General features: G+C 69.6%; 12 protein-coding genes and 5 pseudogenes. 10 read left to right on the top strand and 7 right to left on the bottom strand.

Going from position 1 to position 16466, the window contains the following annotated elements; genetic code table 11:
• Positions 1-123: 123 nt before the first annotated feature.
• Positions 124-567, bottom strand: a pseudogene (locus ACZ60B_RS23930) (transposase); the annotation flags it as partial.
• A 125-nt stretch (positions 568-692) separates the two neighbouring features.
• On the opposite strand from ACZ60B_RS23930, the gene ACZ60B_RS23925 reads away from it, so the two are divergent.
• The gene (locus ACZ60B_RS23925; protein ID WP_469390106.1) at positions 693-836 is read left to right on the top strand and encodes a hypothetical protein; all 144 of its coding nucleotides are present in this window, start codon (positions 693-695) and stop codon (positions 834-836) included.
• Between the two features lie 25 nt (positions 837-861).
• Here ACZ60B_RS23925 and ACZ60B_RS23920 read toward each other — a convergent pair whose 3' ends face one another.
• The 3 genes and pseudogenes from ACZ60B_RS23920 to ACZ60B_RS23910 all read right to left on the bottom strand — a co-directional run bounded on the left by ACZ60B_RS23920 (position 862) and on the right by ACZ60B_RS23910 (position 3754).
• Positions 862-1689: a restriction endonuclease gene (locus ACZ60B_RS23920; protein WP_469390104.1), complete on the bottom strand. Its 828-nt coding sequence runs from the start codon at positions 1687-1689 to the stop codon at positions 862-864.
• A 537-nt stretch (positions 1690-2226) separates the two neighbouring features.
• Positions 2227-2376, bottom strand: a pseudogene (locus tag ACZ60B_RS23915) (IS110 family transposase); the annotation flags it as partial.
• A 541-nt stretch (positions 2377-2917) separates the two neighbouring features.
• Positions 2918-3754 carry an alpha/beta fold hydrolase gene (locus tag ACZ60B_RS23910; protein WP_469390102.1) on the bottom strand — a complete coding sequence of 279 codons (837 nt, stop codon included), beginning with the start codon at positions 3752-3754 and terminating at the stop codon, positions 2918-2920.
• Positions 3755-4123: 369 nt separating this feature from the next.
• On the opposite strand from ACZ60B_RS23910, the pseudogene ACZ60B_RS23905 reads away from it, so the two are divergent.
• The 8 genes and pseudogenes from ACZ60B_RS23905 (at position 4124) to ACZ60B_RS23870 (ending at position 13409) form a co-directional block, all read left to right on the top strand.
• Positions 4124-5194: pseudogene (locus tag ACZ60B_RS23905) on the top strand (pirin family protein).
• A gap of 220 nt (positions 5195-5414) precedes the next feature.
• On the top strand, positions 5415-6596 hold the full coding sequence (locus ACZ60B_RS23900; protein WP_469390213.1) for an MFS transporter: 1182 nt from the start codon (positions 5415-5417) through the stop codon (positions 6594-6596).
• A gap of 172 nt (positions 6597-6768) precedes the next feature.
• On the top strand, positions 6769-7110 hold the full coding sequence (locus ACZ60B_RS23895) for a LuxR C-terminal-related transcriptional regulator (protein WP_469390100.1): 342 nt from the start codon (positions 6769-6771) through the stop codon (positions 7108-7110).
• A complete protein-coding gene (locus tag ACZ60B_RS23890) occupies positions 7086-9842 on the top strand; it encodes an ATP-binding protein (protein ID WP_469390098.1) in 2757 nt (918 codons plus the stop codon). Before ACZ60B_RS23895 ends, ACZ60B_RS23890 begins: the two co-directional genes overlap by 25 nt.
• An 83-nt stretch (positions 9843-9925) precedes the next feature.
• Positions 9926-10690, top strand: coding sequence for an alpha/beta hydrolase (locus ACZ60B_RS23885; protein ID WP_469390211.1), 765 nt, complete (start codon positions 9926-9928; stop codon positions 10688-10690).
• An 81-nt stretch (positions 10691-10771) separates the two neighbouring features.
• On the top strand, positions 10772-12025 hold the full coding sequence (locus ACZ60B_RS23880) for a sugar ABC transporter substrate-binding protein (protein ID WP_469390096.1): 1254 nt from the start codon (positions 10772-10774) through the stop codon (positions 12023-12025).
• An 86-nt stretch (positions 12026-12111) separates the two neighbouring features.
• A pseudogene (locus ACZ60B_RS23875) lies at positions 12112-12270 on the top strand (carbohydrate ABC transporter permease); the annotation flags it as partial.
• Between the two features lie 164 nt (positions 12271-12434).
• Positions 12435-13409: an AraC-like ligand-binding domain-containing protein gene (locus ACZ60B_RS23870; protein ID WP_469390094.1), complete on the top strand. Its 975-nt coding sequence runs from the start codon at positions 12435-12437 to the stop codon at positions 13407-13409.
• A 444-nt stretch (positions 13410-13853) separates the two neighbouring features.
• Here the strand turns inward: ACZ60B_RS23870 and ACZ60B_RS23865 are convergent, their stop codons facing one another.
• Positions 13854-14165, bottom strand: a complete 312-nt coding sequence (locus tag ACZ60B_RS23865) for a DUF1275 family protein (RefSeq protein ID WP_469390092.1) — start codon at positions 14163-14165, stop codon at positions 13854-13856.
• A gap of 343 nt (positions 14166-14508) precedes the next feature.
• Here ACZ60B_RS23865 and ACZ60B_RS23860 point away from each other — a divergent pair, with 343 nt between their 5' ends.
• Positions 14509-15480 (top strand): alpha/beta hydrolase, encoded by a 972-nt coding sequence (locus ACZ60B_RS23860; RefSeq protein ID WP_469390090.1) that lies wholly within the window; start codon positions 14509-14511, stop codon positions 15478-15480.
• 450 nt (positions 15481-15930) lie between these two features.
• On the opposite strand, the gene ACZ60B_RS23855 is transcribed toward ACZ60B_RS23860, so the two are convergent.
• Complete coding sequence (locus ACZ60B_RS23855; protein WP_469390209.1) at positions 15931-16188, bottom strand: low temperature requirement protein A; 258 nt, start codon at positions 16186-16188, stop codon at positions 15931-15933.
• Between the two features lie 140 nt (positions 16189-16328).
• Positions 16329-16394 (bottom strand): annotated as a pseudogene (locus tag ACZ60B_RS23850) (hypothetical protein); the annotation flags it as partial.
• Positions 16395-16466: the final 72 nt, after the last annotated feature.

Below are 16466 nucleotides of genomic sequence, written 5' to 3'. Positions count from 1 at the left end.
GACATCATGGAATATGGTCTTTTTGCTGCTTTCGCACCCCGTCGGCCACAAGACGTCCCCCGTCCAGTCACTCTCGACGCTGGTTGTTCAGCCGCTCCTGCGGGTTGTTCGTCCAGATCTGTGGTCGGTGATGGTCGAGATCGTCCGGCACGAAAGCTCGGCGCCGTCGACCTCGGCCAGGTGGGCCTGCACCTCGCCCGCGGTCAGGCCCTTCGCGGCGAACGAGATGACCACCACGTCGACCCCGGCCAGGCGTTTCTGCCGCTTCTTGACGATCTTCGGTTCGAAGGAGCCGTCCCGGTCGCGTGGCACGGTGATCTCCACCGGACCGACGTCGGTCAGCTCCGTCTCGGAGCGTTTGCCGTTGCGGGAGTTGCCGCCGTTCTTGCCGGCCGGGTCATCCTTGCCATAGCCGAGATGGTCGGTGATCTCGCCCTCCAGGGCAGACTCCGGCAGTCTCTTGGTCAGCTGCTGCAGCAGCCCGCCCTCACCGGTCAGCTGCAAGCCCTCAGCCTGCGCCCGACCCACCAGCTCCTCGATCAGCTGGTCGTCAATGGCCCCCGTCAGGACAGTGGCAGGCCGCCCACCACGCCGACCTGGCCCGCCCTTTGGCCCACCTGCGAGGCTTCGCCCTCCGCATCGGCCTGCCGAACTGATCGACGGCACACGAAGGTCACGGAGCAAAGGAGCCCATGAGCACTGCGGCGAACGCTCCGGCGACAAGAAACGGGCCGAACGGGATCGTGGTCCGGTTCGCCGTCGACGGCGAACCGGACCAGGGTCTGCTCCAGCAGATCGCCGACAAGCCCTGGGACTGGATGGCGACCTCCTTATAACCGGGCGTGCCGCCCACGACCCGCCTCAGCCCGCCGACGGCTGCGCCTCCCATGGCCGCGGTCCCGCACCCTCCTGCCAGCGCTGCAGTTGCGGACCGTCGACGCACACGATGCCGCACTGCTCTGCGTAGTCGAGCGCGGGAGCGGTGAAGTCGCTGGTGGTGACCACGACAGCGACATCGGCGCCGTGAACGGTGAAGCAGGTGCCGCCGAAGCGCTGGAGGTCCTGTGAGCCGACCCTGTTGCCGTCGCAGTACCGCTTGCACTGGATGACGACCAGGCGCCCCTCGGGCGTCCTCGCCACGACGTCGGCGCCCAGGTCGCCGGCCCCGCCCACGACGTCCACGTCGAGACAGCCGTCGCGTCGACACAGTTCGGCCACCGCCTGTTCGAACTCGTCCGGGTCCAGAATCTCGTAGGCGATCTCCACCGTGACCGCGGGCGCCTCGAGGATGGTCTCGGGAAGCAGGGCGGTGGGTTCCGTGCCGAGGCTGCCGCTGCAGGCGTCGGCCCCGGCGGGGACCAGGCCGACGGCGGGAGCCGGTGACGCCGCGTCGAGCGCTTCGACCGCCGTCCGCGTGGCTTCGTCCAGGGCTTCGGCCGAGCGGCGCGCGATCCTGGCCGCCGATATGCGGCGCTTCCCGCGGCAGCCGACCATGACAGCGCCGAAGCCCATGAGGGCGAGCGCCACAGCCCAGGCGGGACGGTGCACCGCCGCCGCGGCCGCGGTGCGGGCGGCCACGCCCACCAGAGCGAGGATGACGGCGAGGATGGCGAAGTAGACGGCCGTCGCCCGGAGTTCGAACCGGTGGGAGCGGCGCGCGGTACGCCGGGCGCGTGCGGGAACGGCCATGGTGATGTTTCCTCCCCTGGGACGGCAACGAAGATCAATCCGCGTCTTCCCAGGCAGCGGCCGTTCTACCGGGTTCCGTCGTCCACGCCTGTCCGGGCCGGGAGGACAGACACCGACCCGCCGCCACCGACAGGCGCCCAGGGAAACCTGCGCACCGGCATTTCGCGCCCGTCGGCGCCCAGCGGAGCCACCGGCGTCCCAGGCGGCCCCCGGGAGTCCACCGGCCGGCTAGAGCGTGTCTCCTTGATTCATTTGTCGGTTGATCGGATATGTCCGTCCGGGCAGTGGTCGGCGGAGCCGTGGACAGGGCATCGCGAGGACGGCGACGGCGGCCGTCGTGGTGAGCAGACGTCGGGTCAGATGCATACGCGATCAGCCCCCGCCGCCCACCCGCCCGGTCACGCTCCCCCGCCCAAGATCACCCGCCAGAGGGTAGCCGAGCTGCTTGTCGGCCCGCCCTGCACGCGGCCCCGCCGACGCGCGAGCAGGGCACCGGGCCGCCCGATCCCCACGGCACACCCCGGCCTCCGTCCCTTCCCGGCCTCCTCGAGAGTCGAGCCCGGGTTTTCCGGGGCGGTGGAAGGCGGCAAGGGCGGCTGAACAGTACTCACGCAGGTGTGACCGGAGCCGGTTGATCATCTGTTGCCGGTCCCGGAATGCGTCCTGGTGCGCGCGGGCGAGGACACTTCGTCAGCTCGTGCACCTCGGCCTCCCCCTCGACGCGGGCCTCCAGCTGCCGACCGCCGGCAGGTGGAAGATGGCCGTGACCGTACGCGTCTCGGACGTCGAACAGGCCACCAGCACCAAACCCGGGCTCCATCGCATCCAGTGCGTACGCTGCGGTGAACGGCATGTTCTCCGCGAACCGCAAAGACGCCGCGTTTTTACCTGCCGCCGACAACCTGCCACTCAGCAGCCAGCACCGGCAGTGAGGGAGTGATCACTCGACTGGTGCCGCGCGAGGCCTCGATGTAGAGGCCGGTGAAGAAGCAATCGGCGCGGAACAGGGCAGCCGGAGCGGTGTGGTCCAGGAGGGCACTGCCCCGGGGTGAGTGCCGGCCCCCACAGCGGCACGCCCCCTCCCCCGCGCGTACCTGGTTCCTCCTGGACCGTCGGCGCCGCCCACCCCAGCGGTCTCCGATCACGTCGGCGCCGTCGGGATCCCCGTCCCCGGCGATCACGACGGCAGCCTCGATCCGCAGGCCCGTCGCGCGGGCCTGCGGCCGGGTCACTTCCCCAGGAAGGCGAGGAGCGCGGAGTTGACCTCTTCCGCATGAGTCCACAGCAGCCCGTGCGGGGCGCCCTCGATCTCCACGTAGTCGGCGGACGGCAGCGCCTTGTGGAAGGGTCGCGCGGTTCCCTCGACGGGGAGGATCCGGTCGCCCGTGCCGTGCAGGATCAGGGCCGGTACGTCGATGGCCGGGATGTCGGCCCGGAAGTCGGTGTACCAGGTCGACGGCGCGGCGGCCGCGGCGAAGAAGCCACCACCCGCCGCGACGTTCCAGCTGTTGCGTACGGCCTCCTCGCTGATCCTGGTACCGAGGTTCTCGTCGAGGTTGTAGAAGTCCTTGTAGAAGTCCGTGTAGTACGCGTAGCGGTCCGCCTTGACGGCCGCGACGACGCCGTCGAAGAACTCCTTGGGGGCGACCCCGTCGGGGTTGTCGTCCGTCTTGAGCAGGCAGGGCTCCAGCGAGGCCAGGAAAGCGACCTTGGAGACACGGGCGGTGCCGTAGGCGGACACGTAGCGGGCGACCTCGCCGGTGCCCATCGAGAAGCCGACCAGGACCGCGTCCCGCAGGTCGAGGGTCTCCATGAGCGTGTTCAGGTCCGCCGCGAAGGTGTCGTAGTCGTAGCCGGTCGTCGGCTGGCTCGACTGCCCGAAGCCTCGGCGGTCATAGGTGATCACGCGGTGGCCCGCGGCCAGCAGCACGGCGCTCTGCCGCTCCCAGGAGTGGCCGTCGAGCGGGAATCCGTGGATGAGGACGACCGGCTGCCCGGTGCCGTGGTCCTCGTAGTAGAGATCGATGGTGGTGGAGTTCTCCTGACCGACAGTGATGTACGGCAAGGTCTCGTTCCTTCGTTCGGAGTGACTGGCGCGCGACGTTCGCCGCACGGGATGTCAGCACGCTAGGGCGAACGTTCCGCCCCCTGTTGTCCTCGAGCGCACTGCTCGTTGCCTGGAAGCGCCCGGACGCAAACGTGCCTCGACACGTTGCACGCGAGGCTCTTCGAAGACGCCCGCCACCGGCACCCTCGCGGGCGCGGGCGGACCACTGGTGATGCACCGACAGACAAGACGGCTCCGTCGGCCCTCCGTAAGGTGCTGTCCACGTCTGCGGTCCATCGCCGGCTCGGACGCCGCGAGCGCCGGTCAGCGCCGGTCAGCGCCGCTATTTATTGAATGCGAAATCACCTTGCGATCGGGAGCAGTGCGATGAGCAACGTCGAAGTGGATCCCACCGCGCCGCGCTGCCGTGCACCACGGTGATTCAGTGCCGCAGGTCGACGTGCTGTCCGCACGGGACGTCCCGTTGGGCGGCCCACGAGCCATGACGGTGCGGCGCACGCTGCCGCAGCGGGCTCGCACGCTGATCGGTGCCTGGTGCTTTGTCGACCTCCCCCACGCTCGGCTTCGCTCGCGGGGGGGGACCCCATCGGCCCGGACGACGTCGCCCGCACGGACGGCATGGACGTCGCTCCCCATCCCCACACCGGTCTGCAGACCGTGAGCTGGCTGTTCAGCGGGGAGTTCGAGCACCGCGACAGCCTGGGCAGCCACGCGTTCGTACGGCCCGGCGAGCTGAATCTCATGACGGGTGGGTACGGCATCAGCCACTCGGAAGTCTCCACCGTCAGCACGACGATCCTGCACGGCGTCCAGTTGTGGGTGGCTCTGCCCGAAGGGCACCGGCACACCGGCCGCGACTTCCGGCACCACGTACCGAACCCGGTCCGGACGGGCGGTGCGGAAGTCAGGGTGTTCCTGGGATCCCTCGCCGGTGGCACCTCCCCCGTGCACACCTTTACGCCCTTGCTCGGAGCCGAACTCGTCCTCGACCCGCGCTCCACGACCACACTCCCCGTGGACGCCGGCTTCGAGCACGGCCTGCTCGTCGACCAAGGGGAGGTCCGCATGGCCAGAACCCTCCTGCGCCCGGCGGAGTTGGGCTGCCTCGGCACGGGGAACGACTCGCTGACACTGACGAACGAGACGGACGCTCCAGCTCGGGCAGTTCTGCTCGGCGGGACGCCGTTCGAAGAACCGATCGTCATGTGGTGGAACTTCATCGGCCGCACCCACGAAGACATCGTCGACGCCCGGCAAGCCTGGGAGAACGCATCCGACCGCTTCGGCAGCGTCGACGGTCACGACGGCGATCGCCTTCCCGCGCCCTCCCTTCCGAACGCCACCACGTGCAAGTCATCCGGTTCACGCCCTGCGCTTCGCCCGCCGCGGGCGGGCCCCGAGCCACCGGCGGTACGACTCTGCGGGGCCTATCTCTGATTGAGATGACTGACATCCCGAACCATCGCCTCGGACGAGGAATCACCGGGGGCGGAACGACGCTTCTGACTGTGTGACGGCATCGAGGAAGCTGCCAGCCACCGACAGCACTTCCACCCACGCCGGTCTTCCAGCGTGCCCCGTCAAGAAGGTGCACATGTCCGCCTCATCCGATCTCCAGAGCTCGCGCCGGCCGGCAGCCCCAGCGGCCCCTCACGACGTGCCGGGTTGGCTGGTCGCGCTCCTGGCCGTCGCCTCCGGCATGACCGTCGCCAACCTCTACTACGCCCAGCCACTGCTGTCCTCGCTGAGCGGTGTCTTCCACACCAGCACGGCCACCGTCGGCACACTGATCACGCTGACCCAGGTCGGCTACGTGATCGGCATGCTCTTCCTGGTCCCGCTCGGCGACCGGCTGGAGAAGCGCAACCTGATCACCGTCCTGCTGACGGTCACGACGCTCGCCCTCGTGGCGGCGGGACTCGCCACCAGCTTCCCCATGCTGCTGATCGCCTCGCTGGTCAGCGGCGCCACCTCGGTCGTCGCCCAGATCCTGGTGCCCTTCGCCGCCGGCCTCGCTCCCGACCACGCCCGCGGCCGCATCGTCGGCCGGGTGATGAGCGGCCTGCTCACCGGCATCCTGCTTTCCCGCACGGTGAGCAGTCTGGTCTCGGACCTCGCCGGCTGGCGTGTCGTCTTCCTCGGCTCCGCCGCCCTGATGGCCGTGCTCGCCATGGCCCTGCGCGCGGCCCTGCCCCGGCACGCGCCGACCACCACCATCCCGTACCACCACGTGCTGCGCTCCACCGTCCGGCTGGTGCGCACGCACCCGGTACTGCTACGCCGTGGCCTCTACCAAGCGGCGATGTTCGGCGCCTTCAGCGCGTTCTGGACCACGGTCTCCTTCGTGCTGACCGGTCCCCGCTTCCACTACTCCCCGGTCGGGGTCGGCGTGTTCGCCCTCGTCGGCGCGGCCGGAGCGGCCGTCGCCCCGTTCGCCGGGCACTGGGCCGACCGGGGGCTCGTACGCCCCATGACCGGCATCGCCTTCGTGGTCGCCGCCCTGGCCTTCGTTCTCGCCGGGTTCGGCGGACACAGCGTCGTACTGATCGCACTGGCCGCGATCCTCATCGACACGGCCGTGCAGACCACCCTCATCCTGAGCCAGCACACCGTCTACCAGCTCGACCCCGCTGCCCGCGCCCGCCTCAACAGCGCCTTCATCGCCCTGTTCTTCGTCGGCGGCGCGGTCGGCTCGCAACTCGGCTCCGTCGTCTATCACGCCGGAGGCTGGATCGCCCTGACCGCCCTCGGCGCCGCCCTCCCCACCATGGCTCTCCTCTACTGGACCACAGAGCGCCGACAGCGGGCGGCGGCGAAGCCGGGTACCGCGAGCCTGTGATGCCGGCCGGCATCAGGGCGGAGCCGCGGGCAGCCCGCAACCCGCGGTTCCCGGTCCTGGCAGCGTCGGTGACGCACACTCGGGACCGCTCGACACCCGTGCCCCCACCTTGACGGACCCCTCGGGCACTCGCCCTCTGCTCCCGGGCGGTGACCCCGAGGGGTCCGTCAAGGTGGGGCCGGAGCCGACCGTCCCGGAGGCCGCGCTGATCCGGCTGGTGCCCGAAGACCTCACGAACCGGCAGGTCACGCGCTGCCTCGCGATCCCACGGCACACCGTAAGCTCGCACCTGTGGTTCGCGCTCACCAAGCTCAACATCGCCTCCCGGGTCGGACTCGCCCGCCTGAAAGCCGCCCGCGAACACGCAGGGCGGCCGCTTCGCATTCCACGCTCTCGGGGGAAGGGATCCACTGCCGAACGGTGCGGCCGCTCATCGGCACGGGGCCGATCCCGGCTCCGGCCGGCGAGTGCGGGCCGGAAGGGGCGTGAGTGGTGGGGTCGGGCGAATCGCTGACGCGTAGCGGTCTGCGCGGCCGAGAGGCCGAACTCGAAGAACTTCAGGCACTGATCGCCTCGGTGGCCCGCACCGGAAGCGGCGGGCTGGCCCTGATCCAGGGGGAACCGGGCATCGGCAAGACCACGCTGCTCGCCGAGACCGTCACCAGGGCCGAGGCTGCGGGATTCTCCGTCGGCCTCGGCAAGGCCGACGAGCTGCACCACATCGTGCCCCTCTCGTCGTTGGCGGCCTGCGTCCTGCACGGCGACCAACCGCTGCTGTCCGACGACGCCTTCGCCGATCTCGCGCGCAATCAGGACCAGCGGATCTGGCTGGTGGAGCGCCTCGCGGAGGCGATCGAAGGCAGAGCCTGCAATTCGCCGGTGCTGATCGGCCTGGACGACGCGCAGTGGGCAGACCCGCTGAGCCGGTTTGCCCTGAAGCAGCTCCCGACACGCCTGAGGACCTCGCCGGTCCTGTGGATGCTGGCCGCGCGACCGGATGCCGCCGGGCCGGCGGAAGAGATCGTCGCGGCCGCGGCCGGCGGACTTCCGACGGTCGCTGTGCCCTTGGGGCCGCTGTCCGGCGCGGCCATCCGCCAGCTGGCCGCCGACACCTTGGGAGCGGCTGTCGACGAGCGGATACAGCACCTGCTCGACGGGGCCGGAGGGAACCCGTTCCTCGCGGTCGAGATGCTCGCGGGACTGGACGGCCCCGAGGCCTCGGGGGATCTCGTGCCCTCGACGCTCGTGCTGGGTGTGCGCGGCAGACTCAAATCCCTGCAGCCCAGCACCCTGCGCTTCCTTCAGATGGGAGCCGTGCTGGGGCGCAGGTTCGGCTTCCACGACGCCGCCGCGCTGTACGGCCGGCCGCCCGCCATGTTGATCTCGGCGCTCGAGGAGGCGGTGCGCTCCGGACTTCTGGACGACGACGGCGACCAGTTGGTCTTCCGACATGATCTGCTGCGCCAGGCCGTCTACGTCGACGTCCCGCCATCGGCACGGAAGGCTCTGCATCGGGAGGCTGCCGGCCACCTTGTGGCCGCGGGCCACCAGCCGATCGACGCGGTGCCGCACATCCTCAGGGGTGCTCTGCCCGGAGACGAGGAGGCCGTGGCGCTGCTGCGGCGAGCCGCCGAGAATGTGCTGCCGGTCACGCCGGGGCTCGCGGCCGACCTGATGACGCGTGCGCTTGAACTGGTGCCGCCCGCACGGCCTTTGAAGTTCGAGGTGGGTGAACAGGCGATCCTCTGCCTGACCCGGGCCGGCCGGAGTCGAGAGGCGCTGTCGATCGGTGACCGGCTGCTGGCCTGCCGACCGTCGCTGGAGGTGTTCAGCCGGCTGCAGGCCGCCCTCGGTGCGACGCTGTGGAACCTGGATCTCGCCGATGAGCTGCGCCGCCGGGCCGAATCCGCCCTCGCCGTCGGAGGCACCGCTCCGGAGGCCGGGGCGAGGCTGGCCGCCCTGCGGGCGCTGGCTCTGTCCCGGGGACAGGATCTCGCCGCGGCCCGTGAGGCCGGCGAGACCGCGCTGCGGGCCGCCACCGCGATCGGTGACCGGGAGGCGCACGTCCTGGCGCTGTCCGGGCTCGGCGAGATCGCGCAGAACGCGGGTGAGAACGCCGTCGCTCTGGAGCGCTTCGCCGCGCTCAGCACCATCGATTCCGCATTCCTTCCCGAAGAGATCGTCGCGCACCTGCACATGGACGACTTCGCGTCCGGCGGACGACTGCTCCTGCACGCGGCCGACAACGCCGGGACGATGCGCCAGGCGATGATGCTGTGGGCACAGGGCCAGCACGATCTGGGGCTCGGCCGGCTCGACGACGCCGACGCCGACTTCACGACCGTGGAGCGCCTGGAAGACGACGTACAGGTACCCGTCCAGCAGGTGAACGCTCGCGTGATCCGCTCCCGGATCGCCCTGCTGCGCGGCGACCGGGAAGCAGCGCGGGAACACCTGGCCGCGGCGCGGGAAAGACTGGTGGTCAAACCGAACCCGGGCAATACGGCCGCGGTGCGCTTCCTGGAAGCCGTCCACGCCGAGGCCGACGGAGACTTCGGGCTTGCCGTCGACAGGATCCGGCAGGTGCAGCGAGAAGGTGCCTTCATGCGTTGGCGGCTGTTGCGCGACTGGGTCGACTCCGCGATACGCATGGCCCTGCGCGGTGCGGATCAGGAGCTCGCCGAGGACCTGGCCGCACAGGCCGAGGCGCACGGCGCACGCAACCCCGCCACGCCGACCGCCACGGGCATCGCGGCCCAGGCCCTTGGGCTCGCCAAGAACGATCTCGCCCTCCTCGAACACTCCGTGGCACTGCTCAAGGCAAGCCCGCGCCCGCTGGTCCGCGCCGCAGCGTACGCCGATCTCGGACAGGCACTCCTCGCGGCGGGCCGAACACCTCAGGCAACGGCCGCCCTGACCCAGGCCCACGCCATGTTCGCCGAGTCAGGCGCCCACGCCGCGGCGGCCCGCCTGCGGTCTGGCCTGGACGGCGCGGGGGCCGGCAGCGGAAGGGCGGTGACCAGGCAGCGCCCCGTCCAGGGATGGGGCGCCCTCACGGCCTCGGAGAAGAAGGTCGCGCGCCTGATCGCCGAGGGCCACACCAACCGGTCGGCCGCCGACCTGCTCGTCGTCTCACCGCATACGGTCAACACACACCTGACCTCCGCCTTCCGCAAACTGGCGGTGAACTCCCGGGTCCAGCTCGCCAACGTGGTCATGGCCATGCCCGACGCTGACCGGTCCTGAGGATGATTGGTACGTTCACGCGATGCCCCTCCGCGCCTGAACCCACTTGGCTGGGACAGCGAACCCAATCGGAGGGCACCGTCATGCCACCTGTCCCCCCACCGCCGACCGTCGTGCTCGTACACGGGGCGTTCACCGATGCCTCGTCCTGGGCGGGGGTCATCAGCCTCCTTCACGCTGCCGGTTCGACCGTGCGCGCCCCGGCGAATCCGCTGCGCGGCCTGGCGCAGGACGCTGCCTGCATCAGGAGCGTGGTAGGCGACATCGGTGTCCCCGTCGTGCTGGTCGGCCACGGCTACGGCGGCGCGGTCATCACGCACGCCGCCACCGACGCCGACAATGTCGTGGCGCTGTGCTACGTCGCGGCGTTCGGCCTCGACGCCGGCGAGTGCGTCCTGGACGTCACAAGCCGGTTTCCCTCCATGCCGGCGGCCGACGCGATCTTCGCCGCCGACCTTCCGGCGCAGCTTCCCTGCGGCCCGGACAGCGAGCTCTACATCAGTGCGGAACGGTTCTCGGAGGTGTACGCCGCCGACCTGTCGCCCCATCTGAGGAATGTGATGTCCGTGGCCCAACGCCCGATCGCCCACAGCGCGCTGACCAGCAGATCGGGCGCGCCGGCATGGGCCGTAAAGCCGTCCTGGTACGCCATCGCGACCGCAGACCGGATGCTCAACCCCACCGCTCAGCGCTTCATGGCACAACGCATGGCGGCCACCGAACACCTGCTGCACGGCTCACACGCCGTCATGCTGTCGCAGCCCGACGCCGTGGTGGCGATGATTTTGGAAGCCGCCGGGCAGGGCATCGGTCGCGGCGACGGCAACGAGCTTCAACAGCCCGTCTGAGCAGGGGAAAGGGGTGGTCACACGTCTTCGTGCAGAGCCCGATAGCATGCGTCGGAGACGTCCCTCGGCAAAGGCATCAGCATGTTCTCACTGGCCAGACGGCCGGCGCGGCGGATCGACGCCGTCCTGACCGGAACCATCGCCCTGGCACTGGCCGCCACCGGGTGTGGTGGCGGAACCGGCACCGGGTCCGCCGCCAGCGAGGTCACGTCCATCACGGTGCTCGACTACTACACCGACGAATCCGAACACAGCCAATGGGGCGAGATACTCACCGCCTGCGGCAGGACCGCCGGTGTAAAGGTCGAGCAGACGAGCGTTCCGGCGGCGTCGCTCGTCCCCAGGGTCCTGCGGCAGGCGTCGTCGCGGACCCTTCCCGACCTGTTGATGCTGGACAACCCCGACCTGCAGCAGATCGCGCAGACCGGTGTGCTGACCCCGCTGGACCAGTACGGCATCGACTCCAGCGGCTTCGCCAAGGGCATCCTGTCGGCGGGCACCTACCAGGGAAAGGTGTACGGTCTCGCGCCCGACGTCAGCACGGTCGCCCTCTTCTACAACAAGGACATGCTCGCCAGGGCCGGTGTCGCCGTGCCGAGGAGCTGGGACGAGCTGAAGACCGCTTCGGCCAGGCTGACCCGTCCCGGGCGCTATGGCATGGCGGTCGACGCGAACGCCACTTTCGAGGGCAGCTGGCAGTTCCTGCCCTTCCTGTGGTCCAACGGCGGGGACGAGAAGCAACTGGACACCCCGCAGGCCGCGCAGGCACTCCAGCTGTGGGTCGACCTGGTGAAGAGCGGATCCATGTCGAAGTCGGTGCTGAACTGGACGCAGGCCGACGTCCACGACCAGTTCGCCACCGGAAAGACAGCCATGATGCTCAACGGTCCGTGGCGGATCCCGGCCCTGAACAAGGACGAGAACCTGCACTGGGGAGTGGCCCCCGTCCCCGTTCCCCGGACCGGGCAGACCCCGGTCACGCCGCTCGGCGGTGAGGTGTGGACTGTGCCGCAGAACTCTTCCAAGGCACGGCAGGAGAAGGCCGCCCAGGTCCTCGCCTGCCTGAACGACTCCTCCAGCATGCTCGCCCTGGCCAAGCAGCACTTCACCGTGCCCTCCCGCTCCACCGTGGCCTCCCAGTACGCCGAGCAGGTCCCGTCGATGGCTGCCTTCGTCGAGAGCGTGGAATCGGCGCGGCCCCGTACCGTCAAGCTCGGCGTCAAGTGGCCCAAGGCGGCGACCGGGATACACACCGCGATCCAGGCCGCGCTGACGGGCGAGCAGACACCGGAGCAAGCCCTCAGGCATGCCCAGCGGATCGCGACCAGTAACTGACCGGCTCATGCGCGTTTTGGGGGACGCCTGGCCCCGTGGATGTGCATCATGCCCGACGCGGCACACCTGCTGCTGCTCTTCGGCTGCCGATCACCCTGGTCATCTACCAGTACATCGGTGCGCACACGAACCAGTGGAACGCCATCATGGCCACCACAGTCATGACGTCCGTCCCAGCCGCCGTACTGCTCGTCGTCGCTCAGCGCTACGCCGCCGCCGGTGCCACCGGCGGAGCCATCAAGTGAGAGGCGCCTCAGGCCGTCACCCCCGACCGGTCTAGCGGATTCACGCGATGTGCCGGCCCGGGCCGGCTGGCACGGTGTTCCGGTAGGAACGGCGGGACTTCGGTGATCGGGCTGCCCGGTGACCGGATCCGAACCGCCTGTCGATGACGTCTCCAAGGGGCCGCATGTCCGTCGTCCTTTCCACCGCGGAACTGTCCGCAGCCGACCGCAGCGAGCGCTGGCATGAAGCGGTGTCCCGGACGTTCGTACCGCTCGATGTCAATATCCTGGAGGAAGATCCGTCACCAGGGAGGATCGTCACCCACCAATTGGGTGCCACACAGGTGTCGGACGTCCAGGCCGGCTCTCAAGAGGTGACGCGCAGCAAGCGCCTGATAGCCAGGGACGGGAAGGAATACCTCATCCTCACGCTTCAGCGCAGAGGAAGCGCCGTCAAGGAGCAGGACGGGAGAGAGTGCCTGATAGAGCCGGGAAATTTCTCCATCTCCGATTCGTCTCGCGTGTTCAGAAAGAAAGTTGAGGGCGATTTCCGCTTCACTTCCTTTCAGTTCCCTCGAAAGGAGCTTCGCGTGCGGGACGAAGACCTGCACGCGTTGACTGCGAGTGCGTTCTCGGGTCGTGACGGAGGTGCCGCACTGGTGGCGACCTATTTTGCGCGCATGGCGCGCGAGGCAGCGGACTTCGACGAAGTCGTCGGCCGCCAGTTCGTCGCCACCGGGCTCGACCTGCTGGCACTGGTCATCAACGAGCGGCGCGGCCGCTTCAGGCCTCAGGCTCCTGAGACCGCCACGGCCATGATGGTGCGAGTGAAGGACCACATCTTGCAGAACCTCTCCGACCCGCACCTGTCGCCCACCGCGATCGCCGCCGCTCACTTCATTTCGGTGCGCTACCTGCACAAGTTGTTCCAGCTGGAGGGAACCACCGTCGGGGAGTGGATCCGGGCGGAGCGACTGGAGCGGTGCCGTCGGGATCTTCTGCGGTCCCCGGCTCTGGGACTCGGGGTGGCGGCCGTCGCCCGACGCTGGGGGTTCGTGAGCCCCAGCCATTTCAGCCGTGTTTTCCGTGCCGCTTACGGCATAGCACCTCGCGACTGGCAGATTCACGGCCTGTCCGGTGAACGGCACGCCACTGAGTGACGATTTCTCGGCGGAACGATGCACGCGCAGCGGCTCATGGAGAGCCCACGCCGACCCACCGGAGCCGTCGGCCACGTAACCCCCGGTAGGACCGCACCCTCGCCTTGCGTTTCCTCATCTGCCGTTCCCTTCCATCGGGTTCGTCAGGAATGAACCAACGGGAACGTGGGCGACAAGCGCGGCATCAAATGTTCCCTCAGCGCCCTCGGGCCTTGGTCGTCCGGGCACCGCCCACTGGCTCGCCCGAACCGCAGGTCTTTCGGCCGCCCGTTCGCTCTGGCTGCGAAACGGGCCCGTTCAGCCGACCGACGGCGCGGATCGCCCGGGCCGATCTGCGCAACATTCCGCGTCCCTGAGCGGGGACACGGATATGCCTGAGCCCCCTGTGACCAGGGGGCTCAGGCATATCCGGTGTGCATCCCGCGGGGCAGGCGGCGCCTGCTCTCAGGACCGTGGCCTCGTCCAGGCCGGGTCGTCGGACGAGAGGCCGAGGAATACGATCAGCGTGTACCGGACACCGGTGGTCACCAGGCCGTCGGTGACCACGGCGGCGGCCACGGTGACCGCGACCAGCACCGTCTGCACGGCTGTGGCCGACTTCAGCAGGTTCCCGCGGTGCGTCGCGAACCGGGTGCCGAGCCTGCCCCCGGTGAGCGCGTCGACGAGGAACGCCGCCAGTGCGACGACGGAGGCGAGCGCGGACAGGTTCGCGGCACCCACCAGAGCGAGCCCCAAGAACACCACGTTGCCGGTCATGTCGGCGATGCACAACCACCGCGCCCCAGCCTTGACCGATCCGCTCTCCGAGCGACAACTCCGTGCGCCGAAAAGGGCCCGGACCCGGCGACGCTCGACTGCTGTGCCGTCACGCCATTTCGAGCCAAAGCGTCGGTGTATCCCAGCAGTGCACTGGATACGTTCCGACAGCGCACTGCCTTTCCCTGCGCTGTCGGGACAGCTCCGGTGCGCTCGTGGACAATTCCCGCCGCCCGCACGGCCCTAGCGTCGCAATTGGCGACTCCGCGGACCTCTACGTCTGCCGGGAGCCGCCTCACCTCGCCGGAAAGACCGGCGCACCACATCGACTCGGGAGATTCACATGTCCGACGCCGTCGCACCGGTCCAGCCGGTCCTGGAGCCCGCCGCAGCCGCGTTCGCCGAGGCCACGGCCAACCCGCCCTACCTCTTCGACCTGCCCCCGGCCGAAGGCCGCAAGGCGGTCGACGAGGTGCAGTCCGGCGAGGTCGAGAAGCCCGCGGTCGACGAGGAGTGGGTCACCGTCTCCGGTGGTCCGACGGGCAGTGTCCGGGCCCGCATCGTCAAGCCTGCCGGCGCCGAGGGCGTCCTGCCGGTGATCCTCTACATCCACGGCGCGGGCTGGGTGTTCGGCAACGCCCACACCCACGACCGTCTGGTGCGCGAGCTCGCCGTCGGCGCGGGCGCCGCCGTGGTCTTCCCCGAGTACGACCTGTCCCCCGAGGTCCGCTACCCGGTCGCCATCGAGCAGAACTACGCGGTCGCCAAGTGGGTCGTCGAGCAGGGCTCGTCCAAGGACCTGGACGGCTCCCGGCTGGCCGTGGCCGGCGACTCCGTGGGCGGCAACATGGCCGCCGCGCTCACCCTGATGGCCAAGGAACGCGGCGGGATCCCGCTGGTCCAGCAAGTGCTGTTCTACCCGGTGACCGACGCGAGCTTCGACACCGGCTCCTACCACCAGTTCGCCACCGGGTACTTCCTGCGCCGCGACGGCATGCAGTGGTTCTGGGACCAGTACACGACCGACGAGGCCGAGCGTGCCCAGATCACCGCGTCCCCGCTGCGCGCCACCACCGAGCAGCTCACCGGTCTGCCCCCGGCCCTGGTCATCACCGGCGAGGCCGACGTGCTCCGCGACGAGGGCGAGGCCTACGCCAACAAGCTGCGCGAGGCCGGCGTTCCGGTCACCGCCGTGCGCTTCCAGGGCGTCATCCACGACTTCGTGATGCTCAACGCGCTGCGCGGGACCCATGCCGCCGAGGCCGCCATCACGCTGGCCACCGGCGTCCTGCGCACGGCGCTCCACGCCGGCTGACACCGCGCACCGCGCTCACCTGCGTCCCGTCCCGAGGAGGTGACCGATCCGATCGGTACGGCGGTGCGAACGACGGGCTGACAAGACGACAGGCGGCATTGCGGCCGCGCGGAGGGACTTCCTGTACGGGGTCCGTCCGCGCGGCCCTTTCGTCTTGGCCCGACCCGGGATCCTGCCGTGGGGCCTGGTGCGTCGTGGCGAGCAGGACGGGCGCAGTACAGCCACCACATGGCGTAGGCGACAAGTACTCCGTCCGCCGCCAGCGCGTACAGCGAACCGGTGCCGTGATGCTGGTCGAAGGCGCCACGGACGGCGACGGTGGTGGCCGCGACGGGCTCTCTCCGACGACGATGAGGGTGAACTGCTCGTAGCACTGGGCGATATGACGCGGAGATCAGGGCATCATCCCCGCGGATTGCGCCCACACGGGAACAGACACCTCGGCCACCATCAGCACCACGATGCCGGGCAACCGCACCGATTCCGGCACGAACAGCAGTTCCACCCACCCGAGTTGGCACATCGCCACACCGGGGCGAAGCGTGGCGCGGTCCTGTGTCTGACGGAGTCGGACAGCGCGGCACGCAGCCACAGTGTGGCCAACTCCGCACGCAGCACGACGTACCCGAGCGTGATGACGCGCAGATCCCCGTCCTCGAACGCACGGCGCACACCGGCGGCGAGGACGAGTGACCCCGTGATCTGCACGAGCACCGCCAGTCGGTACGTGACGTCGTCCGGGTCCTAGGCGGACGCGAACCATCTGAAGTTCGTCCACGCCCACCAGATGGTGAAGAAGACCAGCGCGAAGCGCAGCACGCCACCGGCGAAGTCCCCCGCGTCAGCGTCCCGTGCAGGCTCGCGGACGACTGCGTCACCGCCACGACGAAGCACAGGTCGAAGAAGAGCTCCAGGGAAGTGGCGGACCGGTGCGGCTCGTCAGGGCTTCAACCCCCATGGTGCGCCAATGCCCGGCGACCGGGTTC

It is taken from the genome of Streptomyces sp. NPDC104096 (genome assembly GCF_055584385.1).
This window is presented reverse-complemented; position numbering and strand designations above follow the sequence as displayed.